Annotated in this window: 17 protein-coding genes; 6 read left to right on the top strand and 11 right to left on the bottom strand. The window is 71.5% G+C overall.

Annotation, left to right across the window (positions count from 1 at the left end):
• Positions 1–27 precede the first annotated feature (27 nt).
• Positions 28–366, top strand: coding sequence for a YciI family protein (locus RB614_RS07285; RefSeq protein WP_308711591.1), 339 nt, complete (start codon positions 28–30; stop codon positions 364–366).
• An 8-nt stretch (positions 367–374) separates the two neighbouring features.
• On the opposite strand, the gene RB614_RS07290 is transcribed toward RB614_RS07285, so the two are convergent.
• From RB614_RS07290 to RB614_RS07315, 6 genes are all read right to left on the bottom strand, one after another.
• Positions 375–914: a DUF6036 family nucleotidyltransferase gene (locus tag RB614_RS07290; RefSeq protein ID WP_308711592.1), complete on the bottom strand. Its 540-nt coding sequence runs from the start codon at positions 912–914 to the stop codon at positions 375–377.
• Positions 911–1,411, bottom strand: coding sequence for a helix-turn-helix domain-containing protein (locus RB614_RS07295; protein ID WP_308711593.1), 501 nt, complete (start codon positions 1,409–1,411; stop codon positions 911–913). The genes RB614_RS07290 and RB614_RS07295 overlap by 4 nt, the downstream gene beginning before the upstream one ends.
• A 47-nt stretch (positions 1,412–1,458) precedes the next feature.
• The gene (locus RB614_RS07300) at positions 1,459–2,040 is read right to left on the bottom strand and encodes an ASCH domain-containing protein (RefSeq protein ID WP_308711594.1); all 582 of its coding nucleotides are present in this window, start codon (positions 2,038–2,040) and stop codon (positions 1,459–1,461) included.
• Entirely contained in the window at positions 2,030–2,869 is an 840-nt protein-coding gene (locus RB614_RS07305) for an amidohydrolase family protein (protein WP_308711648.1), read from the bottom strand. The genes RB614_RS07300 and RB614_RS07305 overlap by 11 nt, the downstream gene beginning before the upstream one ends.
• Positions 2,870–3,018: 149 nt before the next feature.
• The gene (locus RB614_RS07310) at positions 3,019–3,828 is read right to left on the bottom strand and encodes a metal-dependent hydrolase (RefSeq protein ID WP_308711595.1); all 810 of its coding nucleotides are present in this window, start codon (positions 3,826–3,828) and stop codon (positions 3,019–3,021) included.
• Positions 3,829–3,960: 132 nt separating this feature from the next.
• Complete coding sequence (locus RB614_RS07315; RefSeq protein ID WP_308711596.1) at positions 3,961–4,464, bottom strand: DUF1707 domain-containing protein; 504 nt, start codon at positions 4,462–4,464, stop codon at positions 3,961–3,963.
• Between the two features lie 211 nt (positions 4,465–4,675).
• On the opposite strand from RB614_RS07315, the gene RB614_RS07320 reads away from it, so the two are divergent.
• The 5 genes from RB614_RS07320 (at position 4,676) to RB614_RS07340 (ending at position 10,185) form a co-directional block, all read left to right on the top strand.
• The gene (locus RB614_RS07320; protein WP_308711597.1) at positions 4,676–5,908 is read left to right on the top strand and encodes a sensor histidine kinase; all 1,233 of its coding nucleotides are present in this window, start codon (positions 4,676–4,678) and stop codon (positions 5,906–5,908) included.
• Positions 5,905–6,576, top strand: a complete 672-nt coding sequence (locus tag RB614_RS07325) for a response regulator (RefSeq protein WP_308711598.1) — start codon at positions 5,905–5,907, stop codon at positions 6,574–6,576. The genes RB614_RS07320 and RB614_RS07325 overlap by 4 nt, the downstream gene beginning before the upstream one ends.
• A gap of 509 nt (positions 6,577–7,085) precedes the next feature.
• Positions 7,086–7,256 carry a hypothetical protein gene (locus RB614_RS07330; RefSeq protein WP_308711599.1) on the top strand — a complete coding sequence of 57 codons (171 nt, stop codon included), beginning with the start codon at positions 7,086–7,088 and terminating at the stop codon, positions 7,254–7,256.
• A gap of 23 nt (positions 7,257–7,279) precedes the next feature.
• Complete coding sequence (locus RB614_RS07335; RefSeq protein WP_308711600.1) at positions 7,280–8,458, top strand: FxsB family cyclophane-forming radical SAM/SPASM peptide maturase; 1,179 nt, start codon at positions 7,280–7,282, stop codon at positions 8,456–8,458.
• Entirely contained in the window at positions 8,443–10,185 is a 1,743-nt protein-coding gene (locus tag RB614_RS07340) for an HEXXH motif domain-containing protein (protein WP_308711601.1), read from the top strand. The genes RB614_RS07335 and RB614_RS07340 overlap by 16 nt, the downstream gene beginning before the upstream one ends.
• On the opposite strand, the gene fxsT is transcribed toward RB614_RS07340, so the two are convergent.
• The 5 genes from fxsT to RB614_RS07365 all read right to left on the bottom strand — a co-directional run bounded on the left by fxsT (position 10,143) and on the right by RB614_RS07365 (position 20,823).
• The gene (fxsT, locus tag RB614_RS07345) at positions 10,143–14,102 is read right to left on the bottom strand and encodes an FxSxx-COOH system tetratricopeptide repeat protein (RefSeq protein WP_308711602.1); all 3,960 of its coding nucleotides are present in this window, start codon (positions 14,100–14,102) and stop codon (positions 10,143–10,145) included. The two genes, RB614_RS07340 and fxsT, sit on opposite strands and share 43 nt — an antisense overlap.
• Complete coding sequence (locus tag RB614_RS07350; protein WP_308711603.1) at positions 14,099–15,364, bottom strand: TIR-like protein FxsC; 1,266 nt, start codon at positions 15,362–15,364, stop codon at positions 14,099–14,101. The genes fxsT and RB614_RS07350 overlap by 4 nt, the downstream gene beginning before the upstream one ends.
• Before the next feature lie 171 nt (positions 15,365–15,535).
• Entirely contained in the window at positions 15,536–17,434 is a 1,899-nt protein-coding gene (gene glgB / locus RB614_RS07355; RefSeq protein WP_308711604.1) for a 1,4-alpha-glucan branching protein GlgB, read from the bottom strand.
• Positions 17,431–18,765, bottom strand: a complete 1,335-nt coding sequence (locus RB614_RS07360) for a glycosyltransferase family 4 protein (protein ID WP_308711605.1) — start codon at positions 18,763–18,765, stop codon at positions 17,431–17,433. The genes glgB and RB614_RS07360 overlap by 4 nt, the downstream gene beginning before the upstream one ends.
• Before the next feature lie 153 nt (positions 18,766–18,918).
• Positions 18,919–20,823: an amylo-alpha-1,6-glucosidase gene (locus tag RB614_RS07365; RefSeq protein ID WP_308711606.1), complete on the bottom strand. Its 1,905-nt coding sequence runs from the start codon at positions 20,821–20,823 to the stop codon at positions 18,919–18,921.
• Positions 20,824–20,887: the final 64 nt, after the last annotated feature.

Genomic DNA, 20,887 nt, shown 5'->3' on the forward strand with positions numbered 1-20,887 from the left:
CACCCACCCGCCGATCGTCATGAGGTCATGAAGTACATCCTGCTGATCTGGGAACCCGACACCGACTGGCAGTCCGCGCCCAAGGAACACCTGGACGCCGCCCTGGCCGAGCACGGGGCGTTCACCCGCTACCTGGACGGACGCGGCATCGAGTGGAGCGGCGGCGCGCTGTCCGGCCAGGACACCGCCACCACGCTCCGCCCCGGCCCGGACGGCCCGGTGCCGACGGACGGCCCGTTCATCGAGCTCAAGGAGGGGATCGGCGGCTACTACGTGATCGACGTACCCGACCACGTCACGGCCGTGGAGGTGGCGCGCCACTGCCCCATCTCCTCGGCGACCGAGGTCCGCCCGATCTGGGGCTGACCCGCCGGCTACGGCCGGCTCAGGCCGCCGACCCAGCTGCGCAGCCGCTGCCGGAGCGCGTCCGGCACGTCGACCGTCTCGACCCGCTGGGCGAGCACGTCCGGGTCGACGAGCCGGGCATCGACGAGCGCGTAGGCGAAGGCGTAGTCCTTTTCCCGGCCCGCGACCAGCTTCGACACGACGCAGTCGTGCGGGTCGAGCAGGTAGCCGCGGCCCGGGGCGGTGCTCGACGTCTGCACGAGGACGAGCCGGTCGCGCCACCCGGCGGGCAGGACCGCCGTGGACACGCTGACGCCTTGGGCGTAGTAACCGAACGTCTCGTGAAAAGCCGACAGCTCACCGATCGCCCCGTCGACCTGATCGGCCTTGCGGTCGTCGGGGTCGTCGAAGAAGGCGACGTCGACCTCGATCGAGGCGGTGGCGGCCGGCGGCAGGCGCTCCTCCGGGATCGCGCCGAGCACCGACTGGCTGCCGATGACCAGCACATCCGGGTCGCCAGCGATCTGCGAAGCGGCCCGGAGCACGTGCTCCAGGTGCTCCCGCCTCATGCCGCGTGGGTGCTGCGCCAGCGGTCGGCGAACGCCGCCAGCACCGCCCGGCGCTCCGGCTCCGGCAGGACGCCGGCGAACGGTGAGTTTTGCCGGAGCTCGATCGCCACCGGCGCCCGGGACACCAGCGTGTCGAGCACCGCCTCGACGCCGGCGTCCAGCACTTCCGCCCATCGATCGAGCCACCTGGCGGCCATCCCGTCGGGGTGGACCCGGCGCAGCCGCTCGAGGTTTGCCGATGCGCGGGCCAGGACCGCGTCGGGATCCTGGACGAGGCGGCCGGCCACCGCGCGGTGCAGCCACAGCGCCTTGAGCTGGTCGCGGGTCAGCTCCGGGCGCAGGACCGCCTCGACGTCGGCGCGATGCAGGCGGCGGTGGGCACCGACCTTGACGAACGGCAGCAGGCCACGCTCGCACATGTCGACGACGTGCTGGCGCGACGACCGCAGCAGCGCCGCCGCCTCGCTCGTTGTCAGCAGGTCCCCTTCCTGAACCATGATCTCCAGGGTGCCTCACAAACACCAAAAACGCAACGCCGCGGGGGTCAGGGGCGGTGGGCGATGTAGGCGGCGCCGCGGGGGGAGAGGCGGTAGCCGACCTCCAGGCTCTCGGTCAGGCCCAGCGCCTTCAGCTTGCGCACGTCCGCCTTGAAAGAGGGCACGTCGCGGCCGAGCGTGGCGGCCAGATCGCCGGCGCGTACGCCGGGGTGGTCGGCGATCGCGTGCAGGGCGGCCGCCGTCCAGGGGCCGCGGGTGCTGGCGTGGTCCAGGCGGGCCAGGCGCAGGTCGATGGCGGCCACACCCGCCTCGTCCAGGCGGTCGTCGGCGGCCAGCGCCGCCCGCGGGTCGGGGCCGTCGACGCGGCGCAGGCGGAGCAGGTACAGGTGGCCGTCGGCGGGGCCGTGCAGCTGGGCGAGGAGCGTGGCCACGCTCTCGAAGCCGGCCGCGCGGGCGTCGGCGGGGGTGAGGTCCTCCGGGCGTACCGGATCGGCTGCCGTCACCTCGACCAGGCCGGCGCCGGTCCGATAGGTCCGGCCGGCCACGACCTGGGGTCGCCGCCACCGGCGGAGGGCGGCGGTGATGGTGCCCTCCGCGATCCCGTCCCGCAGCCGCCGCTCAAACAGCATCGGCGAACCGCCCCGTGAAGTTCTCCCAGCAGACCGCGCGCAGCCAGTCGTCGCCGAGGTCGAGGCGGGCGAGGCCGTCGAGCTGGTCGGCGTACTCGTAGGGGATGTTGGGGAAGTCGCTGCCGAGCAGCACCTTGCCGGCCAGGCCGAGCTCGCGCAGGCGCGGCCGCAGCGCGGCGGGGAAGGGTACGAACTGGTCGAAGAACGGGGTGAATGCCATCGTCGTGTCCAGCGCGACCCGCTCGTACGACTCGGCCAGCTCCAGGAACTCCGCGTAGTCCGGCGCGCCCATGTGCGCCACGATCGCCGGCAGCCGCGGGTGGCGGGCGAGCAGGGCGGTGAACGGCGCGGGTCCGGTGTGCTCGGCGGCCACCGGCGCGTGCCCGGCGTGGACCACCACCGGTACCCCCGCCTCGGCCAGCAGCCCCCACACCGGGGTGAGTGCCGCGTCCAGCGGGTCGAAGCCGCCCACCTGTAGGTGCACCTTGAAGACCCGCGCTCCGGCGTCGAGCGCGGCCGTCACGTACTGCGTCACGCCGGGCTCTGGGTAGAACGTCGCCGACGGCAGACATCCCCGCGTGGCCCGGGCGAAGGCCAGCGTCCAGTCGTTGAGGTCGGCGGCCATGCCGGGCTTGTGCGCGTACGCCAGCGCGGTGAACGCCCGCACGCCGAGTTTCTCCAGGTGGGCGACGCGCTCCGGGTCCGGCCACCGGTAACGGATCGGCCACTCCACGCCGACCAGCGGGCCGGCCTCGTCGAAGTGCGCCCACACGCGGCGGAGCATCCGCGGCGGCAGGAAGTGCACGTGCACGTCGGCCAGGCCGGGCAGGCCGAGGGCGCCCCAGAACCCCGGGACGGTGCCTGTCTCGCTCGCTCCGCTCGCTGGGCGTCCCGGGAAGCCGCCGCCATCCGGCCTCGTCGCTGCGCTCCTCGACCCGGATCCCGCCGGCCCAGGGACGGTGTCGTCACCGGAAACGTTCACACCTCGATATTGAACCGGCGAAGGACGGAAGGCGCCAGCAGCCCCCACGCGGACAGCAACGAGACCACCATGAAAGCGCCGCGGAAGAGGTAGACCTCCACCGCGCCGCCGGCGCGGAGGGCGAAGGCGTCGGGCAGGCCGAACATCCGCCACATGCGGCGGCCGGTGGGGATGGGCCAGAGGATGGGTACGCCCGCGCGGGTGACCAGGTCACCCAGGAGGTGGACCAGGCAGCCGACGCCGACCGCGAGGCCGAGCATCGGGTACCCGCGGTCGCCGGGCAGGCGCAGCGCGGTGCCCCAGGCGGCGGCGAGCGAGATGAGCGTGACGAGCAGCCAGCCGGCGCGCTTGGCCCACTCGTCGAAGAGGCCGCGCAGGGCTAGGCCGATCATGACGAAGAGGATGGCGATGACGGCCCACTTGCCGTACGCGGTGCAGAGCGCCGTCGTGCCCCAGCCCACCAGCACCGTGAACGGGAGCGTGTGGGTGAGCGTGCGGTGGCCGTTCTCCCGCTCGGGGTCGTCGCCGAGCTTGGTGACGTGGTAGACGGCGAGCGACAGCTTTTCGATCACCTCGGCCAGGAAGAGCGACGCCACGCCGAACGTGCGCGCGACCGTCGCCCCGCCCTTGTTGCGGGTGACCCGGCCGGAGAGGTCGAGGTCGGGAAAGAGCGCGCCGCCGGCGCAGACCGCGGTGCCGACGGCGATCGCGAGCGGCGACTGCTCGTATCCGGCGAAGTGGTCAAGTGCCCAGGAACCGCCCAGCCAGACGGCCGCGCCGGAGAGTGCGTGAGACGGCCCCATCATGCGCGGCACTGTCGCAGAGCGACAGTCCACATTCAACGACCGCCACGGTGGCGCTCACCACGCCGCCAGGGATGCCGCCGGGAGTCGCCGGGTGGCGCCCACCGGCGCGGGAGGCGCCACCCGGCCGTGCGGTCACCACTCGTCGCGGTACCCCCTACCGCGCGGGCCGTGCCCGCGGTACTCGGCCGGCGCCCGCCAGTCACCCCGGCCGCGCCAGTCGCCGTGGTGCCGGTACCCGCCGTGGCGGTGCCACGCGGCGTGCTTGGCCAGCCCCAGGAAGAGGAAGGCCAGCGGGATGACCGGCCAGAAGAACCCCACCCCGGAGAGCACCCAGAGCCCCACCAGGATCGCCCCGATCACGAGTACGCCGCCGAAGTGCCGCCGCAGCGCGGTGCGGGCGAACGCCTTCGCCTCCGGTGTCTCGGCCAGCGCCCGCCGCCCCCCGTCGGGCAGGTCGGTGACGAGCCCGCGCAACTCGTCCCGGTACGTCGCCGCGTACGCCTTGGCCAGCCGCTCCTCGCCCTCGGCCAGGTCCAGCCGCCCCTCCGCCATCGCGGCGCGGAGGATCGTCGCCATCTGCTCCCGTTCGGCGTCCGAGGCTCGTACGCGCCCGGCGCCGGCTTGCGTTGCTGTCATGCCATCGAGGTTCCCGAACCGGCGGGCCCGGCGCGTCGGGCCGGCGGAGGCATCCTCCGGCCACCGGCGGGAGCAGGAGCGGGTCCACGTGTACCACCGGGGGAGTAGCGGGCCGCCGGCGGGGGGAGGCCGGTGTACTCCCGCGGGGGTAGGCCGGAACGCCGCGGCGGGGCGATGCCGGGGCCGGTTCGCGTGCCCTACCGTCAAACCCGTGAGCAAGGACTGGCGACCGCCCCGCCGGCCGCCCTGGGAGCGGCACGGCGGCGGTCCGCGCGGTCGCTGGGAGCCGCGTCCCTGGGATCCCAACCGCAAGCGGCACGCGGGCGGCCTGCTCGTCCTCAGCGCGGTCGTGCAGGTGCTCGCGGCCCGCACCGCCCGCGTGGACCCGGACGCTCTCGGATACGCGATCCTGCTCGCCGGCCCGCTCGCGCTCGGCTGGCGCTACAAGTTTCCGTTGCCGGTCCTCGCCGTCACGATCGCCAGCGCGGTGGGCTTCGCGGCGTGGGCGCCGGAGCCGCGCGGGCCCTACTTCCTGGCCGCGGTCTTCGCGCTCTTCGCCGCGGTCGACGCGGGCAGGCGCGGGGCCACCTGGGCGCTGGTCGCCGCCGGCTACGTCGCTTATGCGGTCGTGACCCGTCCGGATTGGGGTCGGGCGGTGGTCATCGCGGCCGTCGTCGCCGTGTCCCTGCTGCTCGCCGAGGCCAACCGGGCGCGCCGGCAGCAGTTCGCCGAGGTGGCCAAGTACCGCGCCGAGCAGGCCAAGGCCCGCGCCGAGCAGGAAAAGCGGCAGGCCAGCGAGGAGCGGCTGCGGATCGCCCGCGAGCTGCACGATGTGCTGGGCCATCACCTGTCCCTGATCAACGTACAGGCCGGGGTGGGGCTGCACCTGATGGACACGCGCCCCGAGCAGGCCCGCGAGGCGCTCACCGCGATCAAGTCGGCGAGCGCCGAGGCGCTGCGCGAGGTGCGTTCGGTGCTCGGCGTGCTGCGCCCGGAGGAGGAGGCCGCCCCGCGCGCGCCCGCGCCCAGCCTGGCCCGGCTCGACGACCTGACCGCCGACGCCGGCCTGCCGGTGCGCACGGTGGTGGAGGGGGAGCCGCGGGAGCTGCCGGCCGAAGTCGACCGCGCGGCCTACCGGATCGTGCAGGAGGCACTGACCAACGTGCGCCGCCACGCCGGCGCGGAGGCCTCCGCCGTGGTGACGATCGGGTATGGCGCCGAGGCGGTCACGGTGCGGGTGGCGGACGACGGCGTGGGCGGCCCCACCGCGCCCGAGGTGGGCAACGGGATCGCCGGTATGCGGGCCCGCGCGTCCGCGCTGGGCGGCACTCTGGTGACCGGCCCCGACGACGGTGGCGGCTTCACGGTGGCGGCCACCCTGCCGCTGGTCGCGGGCACGGGACGGCACGGTGTGGATGGGCGCGCTGGCGAGGGGGACGGATGATCAGGGTGCTGCTGGCGGACGACCAGGGGCTGGTGCGGGCCGGGTTCCGGGCGCTGCTGGACGCCGAGCCGGACATCGAGGTGGTCGCCGAGGCGGCCGACGGCGTCGAGGCCGTCCGGCTCACCGGGCAGACCCGGCCCGACGTCGTGCTCATGGACATCCGGATGCCCGGCGTCGACGGCCTGGAGGCCACCCGCCGGATCGTCGCCGACCCGGCGCTCGCCGCGACCCGGATCGTCATCCTGACCACGTTCGAGCTCGACGAGTACCTGTTCGAGGCGCTGCGGGTGGGCGCCTCCGGCTTCCTGGTCAAGGACACCGAGCCGGTCGAGCTGCTGCGCGGGGTGCGCGCGGTGGCGGCCGGCGACGCGCTGCTCTCGCCCGGGGTGACCCGGCGGCTGATCGCCGAGTTCGCGGGCCGGGGCGGTGCCCACCCGGCCGCGCCCGAGCCGTCGCTGGAGCAGCTCACCGACCGGGAGCGCGAGGTGATGGCCCTGGTCGGCGCCGGACTGTCCAATGAGGAGATCGCCGCCCGCCTGGTGGTCAGCCCGGCCACCGCCAAGACCCACGTGAGCCGCGCGATGGTCAAGCTCGGCGCCCGCGACCGCGCCCAGCTCGTCGTGTATGCGTACGAGGCCGGCCTGGTCCGCCCCGGCTGGCTCGGCTGAGCCGCCATCTCGCGCCGCCCCCATCCCGTCCCCCGAGGCATTGCGACCATCAGGCACGGCGCGTATCGCATTACGCCGAGCCAACAGACCGGTGCCGGGCAACGGACGTGCCCGAAGGGGGGAGCCTCGGGGCGCCGACCGGGCTGAAATCGCGGTCCGGACAGTTCGACGCGGGCCGGGGTGGCCGGATGGGCCGGTCGGCGGGGAAGGATCGTTGATGTGATGGTGCGTGCCGTCGTGACGATCGGAGCGCGCCCATACACCCCCCGAGCGTGTCAAGGTGGGTAAATCGCCACAAACTCGTAATCTGTCTGGTGGCTCTACCGGCCGATCATTACCGCATGCCCCGACACGTCCACCTTCCAGGCGGCGATCCCGCTGGGTGGTGTCGCCCATGAAAAATCCTGGGACCGTGTCGCGGACGAGACGCGCCTGCCCGAGTCCGGGGGGCGGCCCGTGGCGTTGTATCGTTGCCCGTCTTTCTGGTCGCTGCCGCTTCTGGAGTAAACGTGAACGACACTGAGAGTGACATATTGAGCGAGGTACTCGATCTTCGCGGCGTTGCGATCATGGACCTTGTGGCGCTGGAGGACAGCGTCCTCGCCGCTTCCGTGCGCCAGGTGTTCGGCGGCGGTCCGGTCGACGAGGAGTTCGTTTCTCCGTTCACCTCCGCCATCTGAGCGCGGACGGATACCCACCGACCGTGGCCGGCCACGTCGATGCTGGACGAGGACCGAAGGCGCTTCGGCAGATATTGATGAAGGTGCACGGTTCGTGCAACCTCGCATGCGACTACTGCTACGTGTACGAGCATGCCGACCAGGGATGGCGGGCCCGCACCTCGGCCATGTCCCCGACCGTGCTGGCCCAGTCCGCGCGGCGCATCGGTGAACACGTCACCTCGCGCGACATCCGCCGCCTGAGGGTGATCCTGCACGGCGGCGAACCCTTGCTCGCCGGGCCTCAGGCCATCGACGACATCGCCCGCTCCCTACGGGGCTCGGTGCGGCCCACCACCGACCTCGAGCTCGTCGTGCAGACCAACGGCACTCTCCTCAACGAGGCGTTCCTGGCGGTCTTCCACCGGCACGGCATCCGCGTCGGCGTCAGTATCGACGGCACCGGTGCGGCCCACGACCGGCACCGCCGCTTCGCCAATGGGCGGGGCAGCCACGAGCGGGTCGCTCGGGGGATCGCGCTGTTGACTCGGCCGGAGCACCGGTCGCTCTACTCTGGACTGCTCTGCACCATTGATTTGGCCAATGACCCGGTCGAGACATACGAAAGCTTGTTGTGGTCGCGGCCGCCCAAGCTGGATCTGCTTCTGCCGCATGGCAACTGGCTCCACCCACCCGGCGGCCTGGCCGGCGGCGGCACGCCGTACGGCGACTGGCTGATCGCGGTCTTCGACCGCTGGTACGACGCGCCTACCCGGGAGACCGAGATCCGCCTGTTCGGCTCCATCCTCAGCCTGCTGCTCGGCGGCCCGGCGAGCAGCGAGGTCATCGGCCCGGATCCGGACGACCTGGTAGTGATCGAGTCGGATGGCACGATCGAGCAGCACGACGCGTTGAAGTCGACTGTGGACGGTGGGGGTGCGACCGGGATGACCGTCATGGCGCAGAGCCTCGACGACGTGCTGGCGCACGAGGCGTGGTCACGGGCGCCAGGGCTCGGTCCGGAGTGCCGGCGCTGCCCCGAGGTGGCCGTCTGCGGTGGCGGCCTGCGCGCGCACCGCTTCGACCCCGCTCGCGGCTTCGACCGCCCGTCGGTGTACTGCGCTGACCTGTTCGCGCTCATCCGGCATGTGCGCTCTCGGCTGACCCACGACATCGAAAGACTACGGCCCACCATGGCGGCGGAGAGATGCCCGAGCACCTGATAAGCGCCGCACAGTTCGGCGAACTGGCCGCGGGCTACGGCGGCCGCCAGGCCATGGAGACACTCCTCGCCGGGCAGATCTCCAGGGGGATGCTGCTGCTGCGCGCCGTGCTGGCGGCGTGCCCGGACGAGCGGTTGCCGGGTGACGCGTTGACGCTGATCGCGGACGCGCAGCGGGAGGATCCCGCCGCGGTGGAGTCGGTGCTGGCGCATCCCTTCTTCGCCGCCTGGGCAACGAACCGGGTGAGGGCGGCCCATCCTGGCGCCGGGGGCGACCCCGGCCGCCTCTTCGCGTATGCGGCCACTGCCGCGATTCGTGCCGGCCTCGACTTCGAACTGGCGGTCCCGGTTCGCGGCGGCGCGCTCTGGCTCCCCGGCCTCGGCCTGGCGACGGGGCTCGGCGCGGCCCCGTCGGCGACGGTGCGCAATCGGCGTCGCGAAGGGGTTGTGATCGGCGGATCGGAGCGCGAGGTCGTGGTCGGGCGTGCCTTCGAGTCGGCGATGCCCGGCTGGCTGCCGCTGCGGATCGCCCGGGCCGGTATCGGTGACGAATCGATCGCGCTGATGGTGGAGGACCTGGATCCATACCGGGACCTCTTTCAATGGCCACTGGCGCCGCGCCTGTCCGACGAGGCCGTCGCCGACTTCCAGCGCCTCCTGGGCGACGCTTGGACGATCGTCACCCGCGATCATCCCGAGCACGCGATCGCGTTGCGGACGGGATTGCGGGCGGTGGTGCCGCTGGTGAGCACCGACCCGGCGGCGGAGGTCAGCGCGGCGTCACGGCTCGCCTGCGGGTCGATCGGTCTGGCGGTTCCGTCGGATGCCGAGACACTGGCGATGCTATTGATCCACGAATTTCAACATATGAAGCTCGGCGCGTTGCTGGATCTCGTGCCGTTGTACCGGCCAGGCGGCGCGCCGCGACACCGGGCCCCGTGGCGACCGGACCCACGGCCCGCCGGCGCGTTGCTCCAGGGGGCGTTTGCCCACATTGGAGTGACGGACTACTGGCGGCTGCGTCGCCGTCGGCGGCCCGGGGCGGCAGCGGACCTGGAGTTCGGCTACTGGCTGGCCCAGACTATCGAGGCGACCGACACCCTCGACCGAAGCGGGGAGATGACCGATCACGGCCGGCGGTTCGTGACCGGGATGGCGCGTACGCTGCGGGGCTGGCGGGAGACCGAGGAACTACCGCCCGGTATCCGCCGTGCGGTTGACGACATGTCCCGGGCCGGCTCAGTCGCCTGGCGGCTGCGCAATGTGCGGCCCGCACAGGACAGCGTGGAGCGGGTGCTCGAAGAGTGGCGAGACCAGTTGGCCGGGCATCGGGCGCAGGCGCCGTCGACGGAGCCGTCCACGTCGCTGCCGCTGTTGCCGGGGCTGGCCCGTCTGGTACGCCAGCGCACCATCGGAAGGTCGACCGAGCGGGCCGGCGAGCCGGCTGTGGCGTATCTGCGCGGCGACTGGCCCGCTGCGACACGGCGGTATCAGGACTCGATCGCGGCCGACCCCGACGATCACGAGAACTGGGTCGGGCTCTCGCTCGCGGCCGGGCGGCTGGATCCGGACACCGCGGTCGCCCGGGCGCTCGCCGCCCGGCCGGAACTCGTCCGGGCCGCTTACCGGTGCCTGCGTGGCGCCGGCGTCGCGGCCACGGTCGGCGCCGTCGCGGAGCGTGTGGCCTATACCGAAGGCGGCTCGATGTCACAGTTGAACCGGGTCTGACCCGTCCGCGCAGCCGCTGTGTTCGGGTGATCGTCGCCGAGCGTGCGGCGGATTCTGGCCAGGACGCCGGTGCTGAGCGACCGCGCGCGGGCGGTGTCACCGGTGGCACGCCGGCTCAGCGCGAGATTGACCGCAGCCGCCAAGGTGTCCGGGTGCTCCTCTCCGAGCACGGCGGAGAATCGCGCGAATGCCTGCTCGTCCAGGTCGCGTGCGCGGTCGTACTCGGCCATCGCGTAGACGTCGTTGGCGAGGTTGAGCTGGCTCGCGATCGCGTACGGATGGTCCGGGCCGAGGCGTTCGACCAGCCGCTCCACCACTCGCTCGGAGAGCGAGCGGGCAGTGTCGTGGTCGCCTTGCCGGCGGATGAAGATGGCCAGGTCGTTGGCGCAGGCCAGGGTGAAGGGGTGGTCCTCGCCGACGAGGCGCTGGTAGCGGCCGAGCACCGCCTCAGCACGCTGCTGGGCGGCCCGGTCGTCGTTGAGGGCCGAGTCGTCGCAGGCCAGGTTGAGGGAGCAGGCCAGCGTGTCGAGATGTTCCGGGCCGTGACGGTGTTCGTGTTTGGTCAAGGTGTCGCGGGTGAGATCTCGGGCGACCTCCAGGTCACCCATCTTCCGGAGCGTGACCGCCATGCTGCGCGCGGCCCGCAGGGTGTCCGCGTGCTCGTCGCCGAGCACCGTCCGCAGGTGCTCGAAAGTCTGTTCGAGGACTCGTTTCGACCCCGGGAAGTCGCCGATCTCGCGCAGGTCGCGCCCGTAGTTCGCGGCGAACTGCAGCGTCAGGGGGTGTCGCTCGCCGAGCACCTCGCGGCCGCGGCGCAGCGTCTCCTCGTCCAGCTCCGTGGCGCGCCGGAAGTCTCCGACCAGACGCAAGGTGACGGCGAGGTTGTTGGCCGCGGCGAGCGTTTGCTGGTCGTCCTCGCCGAAGACTCTCCGGAACCGCACAAGGGTCAGTTCGTCGAGGTCGCGGGCCTGCGCGTACCGCCCGAACGTGCGCAGGTCGGCGCCGAGGCTCCGGGCGGTCAGGAGCGTGTACGGGTGCTCGGGGCCGAGCGTGCGCTCCTGGCGCGCGAGGATGTCCTGGTTTTGGGCGAGTGAGGCGGTGTAGTCACCCCGGGCCCGCACGGTGTTGGCGAGGTGGAAGCGGAGGACCAGGGTCATCGGGTCGTCGTCCAGGATGTCCGCGGCCGACCAACGAACCTGGGTCTCCTCGGCCAGCTCCTGGCAGCTGACGTAGTAGCCACGCCGGTAGAGATAGCGGACGACGTCGATGACAAGCTGCCGGACCTCGGGTGTGGTGGATTCGATGGTCTTCGGGGGCACCAGGTGTGGCCAGATCTCGTCGTACACGTCCCAGAAGCTGGGCTCGTCGGGGTTCTTCGGGTTTGCCGCGGCCAGGATCTCGTGCACGTGCCGGCGGTTCTCCCGTTGGTCCTGCGGTGAGAGCCGCTCCCGGATGACCGCTTGGACCAGCCGGTGCACCTGGATGCTGCTCGGACCCGCGCCCGGCTGGGCCAGGGCGAAGCGCCCGATGTCGCGGATCAGGGCGCCGACGAGCATCCGGTCCTTCAGATCGCGCAGCGCCACGTCGTACTCCGCGAGCACCTTGACGCAACGGTCGCTGTAGAGCAGGGCGGTGGGTATCGGCTCGGGGCCGAAGAAGGAACAGAGCTCCATCAGCTTCGCCGCGGCTGGGCGCTGCTGGCGGAGCCGGTCGAGCGAGAGCAGCCAGATAGCGGCGGCGGTCTCCTGGTAGCCGGGGGGCGGGTTTTCGGCCAGCACCCGGGGCAGCTGGCGGTCCAGCTCACGTAGGTACTCGCTGACCGGCATGGCGGTCTCCGCCAGCCAGGCGGCCGCTTGCTCGATGGCGAGCGGCAGGTCGCCGAGCTTTTCGGCGACCTGGTCGGCGTCGACCTCGGCGAGCCCCTTGACCTTCTTACGGAGCAGCGCGATGCTTTCCCCGCGGGCGAACACTCCAATGTGGATCGGGCGGGCCTGGCTGCTCCAGGCCGGGTTTCGAGAGGTCAGAAGCACATCGCCGGGCCCCTGCGGGATGTACTCGCGGACGTCGGCAGGATCGTGCACGTTGTCGTAGATCAACAGGTATCGCCGGTATGGCTCGCCCCGCTCGAGCGCGTCGAGGACGGTCCGGGCGGTGGCGTTGTCGTTGTCCTCCATCGGGATCCCGAGCTTCTCACCCAGTTCGGCCAGCTCGGCGCGGATCATGCCCGGCTGCTCCGCCGAGATCCACCAGACGACGTCGTAGTGGGCGGCGAACCTGTTCGCGTACTCACGCGCGACCTGAGTCTTGCCGACGCCGCCGAGGCCGTAGAGCGCCTGCGGCATGACCACCGTGACCGTGCCGGCCAGCTCGTCCCGAAGGTTTTCCAGGATGTCGTTGCGGCCGGTGAACGCGGCGTTGCGTGGGGGGACCTTCGAGACCGGAGGGCGGGCGCTGGGGAAGCGGGGTCGGTGTCCCGCCGTTCCGGTCCGCTGGCGGGGAGCGACGGTCGTCGGCTGGCGACCCGTCGAGTTGAGGAGCGCGTCCCGTGCCTCCTCCTCCGACCGGTCGAAGAGGTCGACCGGCGGGCGGTCCGCGAACGGCGGCACGACGCGAGCCGGCACCGGACGCAGCGGCACCAGGTACCGGTGCAGGTTGGTCGCCTCCAGGTCGCTCAGCGTCTTCCAGAGCAGAGCCGCGTTGTCGGACTGCACGTACTCCGGTGAGAGCAGCACCATGACCCGGGCGGTGCTGGTCATGGTGCTGCTGAGGTCGGCCATGGTCTGCGTAACCGCTGGCGAGTCGATCTCCTGGTAGGTCGCCTGCACCCCGGCGGTCGAGAGTTCGGAGACGATCCACTCGGCCCAGATCCGGTCGACCGAGGCGTAGCTGACGAGGACCGTGGAGATCAGACCGGCGCGAGGCCGCTCGAACTGGGCCAACCAGCGCCGCCGCTCGGCCTCGTCGATCGCACCGACCTCGCTGACCTGGCCGTCGGTGAGCACGTATGCGAGCCGTTCGAACGCGGCCAGCAGGGAGTTCTCCTGGTGCGGCCGGTCACCGAACGCGGCGAGGATCTCCTCGTACGCGTAGTAGGGTTTGTATGGAATTTCCACGTCACCCCAGTAGCGGCTTATGTCGCCGGGGGACATTTGAGACAGAAAATGGTCGAATCCGATTCGGGCGAAGTCGCGGCCCGCTTCCAGCTTGATCTGTTCCCCGTCTTCCACCTTCATCGGGACGGGGAGCACCCGCACCGGCGCACCGCGCCGCCTGTTTTGAATCGAATGCGCGACCGCCACGGCGCCGTCTATGCTCTGCGTACTCATCGTGAAGCAGTCCACGACGATGTCGGGCAGCAGTACGGTGCAGACGCCGGCCGCGTCACTCAGTCCGGTGCGGCTGTCCAGGAGCACATAGTCGTACTCCCGCCGAATCTCTTCGCGAAGAATGGTGAGGAAGGTGCCGCCCTTTCTTTTCTCGTAGAAGCTCGCCCAGTCGAACGTGCTCACGGAGAGGGAGTAGGCGGAGTCCTGCTGGCCGGCGGGGACGAAGTCGATGGTGCCGTTGCCCGGGAAGGGCCACTCCAGGGAAGCGGCGTAGTCGCTGATCCGGGCGTACTCGCGGGGCCAAGCCTCGGTGTCCGGCTCCGTGCCGGAGCGTGGCTGCAACGTCGCGGCGGCGAAGTTGCGGATGAGGTCGATGACTCCCGGAGACGAGCGCAGCTCCTTGTCGACCAGGAAGGGCCGGAAGTACCGGTGCAGCCCTGGCGACTCCAGGTCCCAGTCCAGCGTGAGCACCCGCAACCCATTGCTGGCAAGGATCCAGGCGATGTTGGCCACCGCCATGGTGCGCCCCGTGCCGCCCTTGTACGAGTAGAAGGTGACGATCTGACCTGGTGTGCTGCCGGCTCCGGTCATGACGTGTCCCTCGGCCATGTTTCGTTCTCCGGTCTGGACTGCGGTCCGTCCAGGATTGGGCGATCCACGTGCAGGTCAGGCGGTACGCGCAGGGACTCGCCCTCGGCGAGCAGCCGGTTGTACGCGTGTTCCAGCACCTCGTCGAGGACGCTCGTGAAGTCGTCGTGGGTGGGCACCCCGAAGCGGAACATGCGGGGGTCCTGATGCCGGGCGCTGCGGGCAAGCACCATGCGGCATGCTTCGTCGAGGGTCCGCCAGTGGTCGATGCTCTCGTTGTCGTGCCGGTTGAGCGGGATCATGACCGCGGCGGTGGCGGAGCCGTCAGCGTCGTGTTGGGCCAGCATCGAGCCGTGCTCGGTCAGCTGCGTCGCCCAGGCGTCCACCAGGAGCACGAGCAGTTGGTTGTGCGCACGGGCCCGTTCGGCGCGGTCGGACAGCTCACCGATGTCGGCGACCTCCGCACGGAACTGGCGGCGCGCGGCGATGGCCGAGGCGTAGGAGCCCAAGGGCTGTGACAGGTGAGGCCGGTATGGGGCCCAGTCGCCGTACGTGTCGCCGTAGTAGTCGAGCCTGGTGCGGTGTGCCCGCATATGCTCCCGGGAGGCCGCCGCGACGACGAAGTGCACATGCTTGGCCGTGTGCCGCAGGGCGGCGGAGCCGGCGGGCCCCTTCTCCGGCGCGAACGTGCTCTGTACGAACCGGATGTCCGTGCGGCCGGGTAGCGGCTGGAGCGGAAACGTCCGTGCGTTCGCCACGATCATCTCGGCCAGGGCGGAGATGAAGCTGAGCCGGCGGTCGCGGTGCTTGCCGAGACGCATGTAGTTGCGCAGACCGTCCTCGCGGTAGCGCAGGCCGAGGTGTTCGGTCGTCTGCTGGAGCTCCTGCGCCGAGTTGTGCATGGCCGTTCCGGCCATCCACACCAGGGGAAACATCAAGGGCGGCCGCGAACCGGACTGGGTCGACGTGTAGCGCACGCGCTCGGCGAAGACGGCCCACTCCTTGCCGCAGTACTCGCTGTTGAAGTAGAGGGGTGAGCAGAGCGCGACGAAGGTGCGGCTGCGCTGCAATGCGCTCGTGAGCTCCTCGGTCCATGGCGCACCCAACCCGATATCTCGGGTGTCCAGAAATCCGATCTCGAATCCGGCGGGCTCGCCGGAGCGCATTCTGACTTCCTTGCAGAGTTCTTCGAAGAACTTTCGGACGTATGCGTCGTCACCGCCGCGCGCATAGCTGAGGAAGAAGTACGGAAGCCTCTCCGGCACACCAGCCTCCATGCGCAGGAATGACCGCGGTCCGCCGGTAGGTGATGGGCCTGCCGTTCGACACGGAAATGATCAGCGGGAGGGACCCTGAATTGTCAGACACTAAGAGTCCCTCAGCTGATACGTACTGTCAACGCCCAATGGGAGTCGCCTTGGCGACCGCAGGGAGGATCAGTTCCGGGAATCGGCCCTCAACCAGACGGTGGCGTAGGCGCCGACGTGGACCTCGGCCGAGTACGGGTGGCCGTGCGACTCGCTCGGTGCCGCCTCCACGCCGCCGTAGTTGCCGACCTCGGCACCGCCGTAGCAGGTGGCGTCCGTGTTGAGGATCTCGGTCCAGCGGCCGCCCGCCGGCAGGCCGATCCGGTAGTCGCAGCGGGGGACGCCGGAGAAGTTGGCGACGCAGGCCACCATCGAGCCGTCCTCGCCGATCCGGACGAACGACAGCACGTTTTGCCGCCAGTCGTCCCAGGCGATCCACCGGAAGCCGTCGGGCCGGGTGTCTCTCGACCACAGGGCGGGCGACTCGCGGTAGACGCGGTTGAGGTCGCGCAGCAGGTCGCGGGTGCCGGCCGAGGCGGGGAGCAGCGACCAGTCGAGCCCGCGGGCCTCGTTCCACTCCCGTTCGTCGGCGAGCTCGCAGCCCATGAAGAGCAGTTGCTTGCCGGGGAAGGCCCACATGTACGCCAGGAAGCCGCGCAGCCCGGCCTGCCGCTGCCACCAGTCGCCGGGCATCTTGGCCACCAGCGCGCCCTTGCCGTGCACCACCTCGTCGTGGCTGATCGGGAGCAGGAACTGCTCGTCGAAGGCGTACACAGTCGGCCAGGTCAGTTGATCATGGTGAAAGGAGCGGTAGAGGGGGTCGCGGCAGACGTACTCCAGCGTGTCGTGCATCCAGCCCATGTTCCACTTGAGGCCGAAGCCGAGCCCGCCCCAGTCGACCGGGCGGGACACGCCGGGCCAGGCGGTGGACTCCTCGGCGATCATGATGGCGCCGGGGTGCAGCCGGTACACGGTCTCGTTCAACGAACGGATGAGGGAGATCGCCTCCAGGTGCTCGTTGCCGCCGTACGCGTTCGGCGCCCACTGGCCGGGCTGGCGCGAGTAGTCCAGGTAGAGCATCGAGGCGACCGCGTCCACGCGCAGCCCGTCGATGTGAAACTCGGCCAGCCAGTACAGCGCGTTGGCGACGAGGAAGTTGCGCACCTCGGTGCGGCCGTAGTTGAAGATGAGGCTGCCCCAGTCGGGGTGCTCGCCGGCCCACGGGTGCTCGTAGAGCGCCGTGCCGTCGAAGCGGGCCAGCGCCCAGTCGTCCTTGGGGAAGTGGGCCGGCACCCAGTCGAGCAGCACCCCGATGCCGGCCTGGTGCAGCCTGTCCACCAGGTACCGGAAGTCGTCCGGGGTGCCGAAGCGGGACGTCGGCGCGAAGTAGCCGGTGACCTGGTAGCCCCAGGACGGGCCGTACGGGTGCTCGGCGACCGGCATCAGCTCCACGTGCGTGAAGCCCAGATCGGCCACATAGGACACCAGCTGGTCGGCGAGGTCGCGATAGGACAGTCCGGGGCGCCACGAGCCCAGGTGCACCTCGTACACGGACATGGGCCGGGCGTGGTGGTCCGGCGCGCGGCTGGCCATCCAGTCCGCGTCGCCCCACTGGTACGCCGACTCGTACACCACCGAGGCGGTGCGCGGCGGGCACTCGGTGTGGGTGGCCATCGGGTCGGCGCGGTCGGTCCAGCGGCCGTCGGCGCCGTGGACGCGGTACTTGTACCGCTGCCCCGGCTCGACTCCCGGCACGAAGCCGGCGCGGATGCCGCTGTCGCCGAGCGGCTCCAGCACGATGCCGTCGTACGGGCCCCAGCCGGTGAAGTCGCCGATGACCCGGACCTCACGGGCGTTCGGCGCCCAGACGGCGAAGCGGCAGCCGCCCGGCCGCGGGTGCGCGCCGAGCACCTCCCAGAGGCGCTCGTGGCGCCCCTCGCCGAACAGGTACAGGTCGAGGTCGCCGATCAACGACGGCTCAGACCGGGTGAGCTGGGTGGGCAGGGCGGTGGGAAGGAGGGTGGTCAAGACAGGACACCGTCCAGGGCCAGCAGGTTGCCCTCGGGTACGACGATCTTGGTGCGCCCCTCCTCGAGGAGCATCTCCGCCTGCCGGGTGTTGAAGACGGAGCTCTCCCGCCGGGCGGTCGCGTACGCGGCGGCGGTGCGCGCGGCGATCGTCGACCAGCCGTAGCGCTCGGCCACCATCGTGCGGGCCCGCTGCGCGACCGAGCGGGCGAACGTCTGGTCGCCGAGCAGCGTGCCCACCGCGCCGGCGAGCGCGTCCGGGTCGCTGTGCGGGAACGTCACACCGGTCACGCCCGGCTCCACGATCTCGGCGAGGCCGCCGGTGGCGGAGACGGCGAGCGGGGCGCCGGCCGCGGCGGCCTCCAGCGCCACCATGCCGAACGGCTCGTACAGGCTGGGCACCACGGTCGCGTCGGTGGCGGCGAGCACGGCCGGCAGCTGGGTCTCGTTCATAAACCCGGCGAAGCTCACGGTGCGGCCCAGGTCGAGCTTGTGCGCCACGTCTAGCAGCTCGGCGCGGTACGGCCCGTCGCCGGCGATCACGACGCGCAGCTCCGGGTGCTCGGCGCGCAGCCGCGGGATCGCGTGCAGGATGTGCTGCACACCCTTCTCGTACACGAGGCGGCCGGCGAAACCGACCAGCGGGCCCTCGCCGGCGAAGCGCGACCGGGCCGCGGCGACCGCGCCGGGCTGGGCCTGCCAGACCCGGTCGTCGACGCCGTTGGGGATCACCTCGACGCGCGGGAGCGGGAGCTCCAGCAGGCGGGTGACCTCCCACTTCATGTACTCGGAGCAGACCAGCACGCGGCACGCCTCGCGCCCCAGCCACCACTCCACGGAGTGGATGCACTTGTTCATCTCGTCGGGGAGCCAGCCCTGGTGCCGGCCGGCCTCGGTGGCGTGGATGGTGGCGACGAGCGGGAGGTCGAGGTGCTCCTTGAGGGTGACCGCGGTGTGCGTCACGAGCCAGTCGTGGGCGTGGATGACGTCGTACTCGCCGGACTGGGCGGCCCGCAGGGCGGCGCGGGTCAGCGTGTGGTTGAACGCCATGGTCCAGGCGAGCAGGGACGGGGTCGAGAGCGGAAACAGTGGCGGGTCCTCGGGGGCGCGGACGATGCGCACGCCGTCCGCGTACTCCTCCAGCGGGGCGCCGGGCGCGTGCCGCGTGACGACGGTGACCTCGTGGCCCGCCGCGGCCAGCGCCGTGGACAGGTGGTGGACGTGCCGACCGAGACCCCCGACGACCACCGGTGGGTACTCCCAGGAAAGCATCAGGACCCGCTGACGCGGTGAGGTCCGGATGTCGATTACGTCGCCGCCCGCCGAAGTCATATAGCCGCCCCCTAGTGTGCAGTCGCCCCCTTGCCCATGCGCGTACCGGCACCCCGGCCCCCGGTGCCTTCGCGTGTTGGGTTCGGACCAATCGTGCCGGTCACGAGAAAACCAGTGAAGACACCACCGTTGCGTGCATGTAACGCGCACCGATCAAAACCGTCGAGCGCGCAGCGCCTCAGCGACGGACCAACCCTGGAAGGGACAGCCGGTCGCGGCGTGAGGCGCGTACCCGTCGGCGGTTTCGCTTACGGATGCTAGGCCAAACTCGGGCAAATGAGACTCGATACCGGTGAACAACTCGCTAATTCGCCACCCTGCACTCCGGCACGCGTCCGCGTAAGGGCCTATTGTCCATGGCCATACGGTCCCTTGGTGGTAGGCGGCGTCGCGTTGCGCCGGCGTGCCGCGGTGACGGCCGGTGAAGCCCGGCGAGTCGGCGGCCAGGCTGCGCGGGCCGAGGGGAGTCATGAGCGCCGCGCCGATCGCGCGCAGCGCGCCCGGGTCCGGCTCCAGTGGCGCGCGGGGAAGTGACCACGCGAGCAGCTGGTTGGGACGCAGCGACATGTCGTTGCCGCCCGGCCCGTCGAGCACATCGTAGAGCCAGCCGGCGGGCGCCGGATAGCGGGCGCGAAACGAGTCCAACGCGCGCGCGTGCACCGACGGAGCCGCGCCCGGGTCGCCGCCGGTGCGCGCCGCCAGCTCCATGATCGCCGCCAGGCCGTTGACCCAGAGGGCGTTCACCTCGACCGGCTTGCCGGCGCGCGGCGTGACCGGTACCCCGTACACGCGGGCGTCCATCCAGGTCAGCGCCGCACCCGGTGCGCCCTGGGTGAGCAGCCCGTCGGCCGGGTCGACCCGGATGCCGTACCGGGTGCCGGCCAGGTGCGCGTCGACCACCTCGCGGAGCGCGGGCAGCAGCTCGGCGGCCAGGTCGGTGTCGCCGGTGACCGTGACGTGCCGGTCGACCGCGTGCAGGAACCACATCGTGGCGTCGCAGGTGTTGTACTCGACGCTGCCGGTGTCCGCGGTGTTGGCGAGCATGCCCCGGGACAGCGTGCCGGCGTACGCGCGGAGCAGCTCGCGCCCCTCCTCGGCCCGGCCGGTGGCCAGAAACAGCCCCTCGTACGAGGTCATCGTGTCTCGCGACCAGGCACCGAACCACGGGTAGCCGGCCACCACGTCCGGCCCGGCGCTCGTGCGTACCACGAAGGCGTCCGCGGCCAGGGCGAGCGTGGCGTCGACCGGGTCGGCCGGGGTGGCCGCCGCGATGACCTTCCAGTGCCGCTCCCGGGCGGCGGTGACCACCTCGCCGGCCGGGGCGGGGCGGTCGTCCAGGTCGCCGGCCCAGGCGAGCACCTCGACCGTGTCGCCGGGCGAGTCGAGCGTGCCGCCGAAGCGCCCCGCGTACCAGATGTCCTCTTCGGACGCGAGCCCGCGCGCGGCCTCCTCGCGGTGGTGGGCGCCGCGCCACCACTGCCCGGTCGGGGCCCAGCCGGGTCCGGCCAGCCGGTACGCCTGTTCGACGACGGCCCCGTCGGCGGTCGGGATGACCCGCGGCGGCGGCCCGTCCGCGTACCGCTCGCCGTGCGCGTCCCGCCACGTGCAGAGCGCCTCCAGGGCGAGCCGGATCGGGCCGCCGGAGAGCAGCCGGTGCACCACCGCGATCGCCGGGCGCCCGTGCACCATGGCGAGCTCCCGCTCGATCACCACGTCGCCGATCCGCCACCGCCAGCGGGGCAGCCCGTCGGTCAAGTCGAAGCGTTCCAGCAGCTCATGGCCCTTGGGCTCGATCGCGCCGGAGGCCCACTCGTGGGTGGCCAGCCGCACCGGCGCGCCGGAGGGGAGGGTCACCACCGGATCGAGCGACACCAGTCCCACATGTCGGGAAGCGGGCACGTCGCCGGCGACCACGAGGAGGGCATGGTACCGGCGGGTGCGCAGGCCGGAGACGGTTCCCATGGCATAGCCGCCCAGGCCGTCCGTGAGCAGCCACTCCCTTGTGGCACCCGCCACTAGATCAGCACAGACCTGCGGTCCGAACCCGATGGGGATCATTAGGCTCCCTTACCAAGATGGGACAGCGGTGACGGTGGCCGTAACACACCACCGGGACAATGGT

The sequence above is a fragment of the Phytohabitans maris genome, assembly GCF_031085175.1.
Taxonomy (GTDB): Bacteria; Actinomycetota; Actinomycetes; order Mycobacteriales; family Micromonosporaceae; genus Phytohabitans; species Phytohabitans maris.